The organism is uncultured Arcobacter sp. (assembly GCF_937982575.1).
Lineage (GTDB): Bacteria > Campylobacterota > Campylobacteria > Campylobacterales > Arcobacteraceae > Arcobacter.
Window position 1 is genome coordinate 1 of the sequence record NZ_CALJLR010000018.1, and the last position, 1,952, is coordinate 1,952.

General features: G+C 32.7%; 2 protein-coding genes. Both read left to right on the forward strand.

The features are described from left to right. Positions 1-102 precede the first annotated feature (102 nt). Positions 103-1,137 (forward strand): IS21 family transposase, encoded by a 1,035-nt coding sequence (gene istA, locus Q0617_RS11215; RefSeq protein WP_298753382.1) that lies wholly within the window; start codon positions 103-105, stop codon positions 1,135-1,137. Continuing rightward, positions 1,124-1,891 carry an IS21-like element helper ATPase IstB gene (istB, locus tag Q0617_RS11220; protein ID WP_298753383.1) on the forward strand — a complete coding sequence of 256 codons (768 nt, stop codon included), beginning with the start codon at positions 1,124-1,126 and terminating at the stop codon, positions 1,889-1,891. The genes istA and istB overlap by 14 nt, the downstream gene beginning before the upstream one ends. The last annotated feature ends 61 nt before the right edge of the window (positions 1,892-1,952 follow it).

Sequence of the window (1,952 nt, forward strand, 5' to 3'; positions counted from 1 at the left end):
TGTCAAGTGCAGAGATAAAATACACCAGTAGTGCAAACTAAAAGTGCACCACTTTATTAACTAAAAAAGATACTATAAACCAAATAACTATTTGGAGTTAGTATGATTGATAAAGAGGAATATACTGTGATACATACTTTACATACAAGAGGCTATAGCATCAGAGCTATTGCAAAAACTCTTGGCTTAAATAGACGTACAGTTTCTAAGCGTTTAAAAGAGAGCGAACTACAACCTTATAAGAAAATAACCTATAAATCTAAACTTGACCCATATAAAGATTATATAAGTTCAAGAATTAAACAAGCCTATCCAGACAAGATACCTGCTAGTGTAATTTACGAAGAGATAAAAAAGTATGGCTACGATGGTAAGATTAGAATACTACAAAGCTTTTTACAAACATGTACTAGCCCAATTATAAAAGATGAAGTTATTAGATTTGAGACTGAACCAGCTTATCAAGCACAAGTAGATTGGACTTTCATCCGTACAGGGAAGAACCCAATTTATGCCTTCGTGATGGTACTTGGATTTAGCAGAATGGCATTTGTATATTTTACAGATAATATGAGACAAGAAACATGGCAAGAATGCCATGTTAAAGCATTTGAATACTTTGGTGGTGTACCACAAACACTTCTATATGATAATCTTAAATCAGTAGTTATAAAAAGAGATAAATATGGGAAGAACCAACATGGGTTCAATAATGATTTTATAGACTTCGCTAAAGATAACTTTATACCAAAGCTATGTAAAGTCTACCGTGCCCAAACAAAGGGAAAGGTCGAGAGGTTTAATCTCTACCTTAAAGGTAATTTTTACATACCACTAAAAGCAGCTCTAAAAGGAAGCCAAATTACGATAAATGCAGATTTACTAAACACTAAAGTATTTAGTTGGTTAGAGATGGCAAACTCCAGAGTTCATGATACAACTAAAAAAAGACCAATAGACTTATTCAAAGAAGAACAACCATTATTAGAACCTTTTTACTCAAGTGTTAAAGAAGTAAAAAAAGAGAGTATCCCAAGCTTAAATCTAGACCTAGATGAGTTAGATATAGATATAACTTACCATACAACCATATCTGATTATGAAAAGGTCTTAGGAGTTACACATGCTTTTGCATGAGACTATAAGTGAGCATTGCTCAAAGTTTAAACTACCTGGTGTATTAGAGCATTATCAACATCTAGCTGACACAGCCGCTAAGGAAAAAATGTCATATAGCGAGTATCTTTATAAATTACTTGAGTTAGAAAATAGTGGTCGTGAACTCAGAGGTAAGCAAATGGTTTTAAAGATGGCAGGACTTCCAAAGTTAAAAACAATTGATACATTTGACTTCAAAAGCTCATCAGTTGATAAAACCCTTATTAATGAGATCCTAACACTTAGGTTTGTAGATGAATTTAAAAACATACTTATGTTTGGTCCAAGTGGTGTTGGTAAAACACACCTTGCAACTGCAATAGCATATGCAGCAACTCAACAGAGAATAAAGACTAAGTTCATTACTGCAAGTGATCTTATGATTCAGCTTGAAGCAGCATCACAAACAAATCGATTAGATAATTACTTCAAAAGAGTTATTGGTATACCAAGGCTACTTGTGATTGATGAGTTTGGATATGTAAAATTTACAGAGACTCAGGCTAATCTATTTTTTCAAATAATCAATAAAAAATATGAACTCGGTTCTATAATTATTACATCAAATTTATCTTTTACAAAATGGAAGGAGGTTCTAAATAATGATGAAGCATTAACTACTGCTATTCTTGACAGATTAATACATCATTCACATTTAATAAATGTTACTGGAGAGAGTTACAGACTAAAGCAAAAAAGAGAAGCTGGACTATTAGATATTTCAGCTAAATAGGTGTTACGAAGTGGTGCACTTTTGCACTGCATATTGGTGCACTTTTGGTTTGCACTTGACA

Excerpts from the sequence above, each read along its gene's own strand:
- istB (WP_298753383.1), top strand. The coding sequence starts at position 1,124 with ATGCTTTTGCATGAGACTATAAGTGAGCATTGCTCAAAGTTTAAACTA.
- istA (WP_298753382.1), top strand. The coding sequence starts at position 103 with ATGATTGATAAAGAGGAATATACTGTGATACATACTTTACATACAAGA.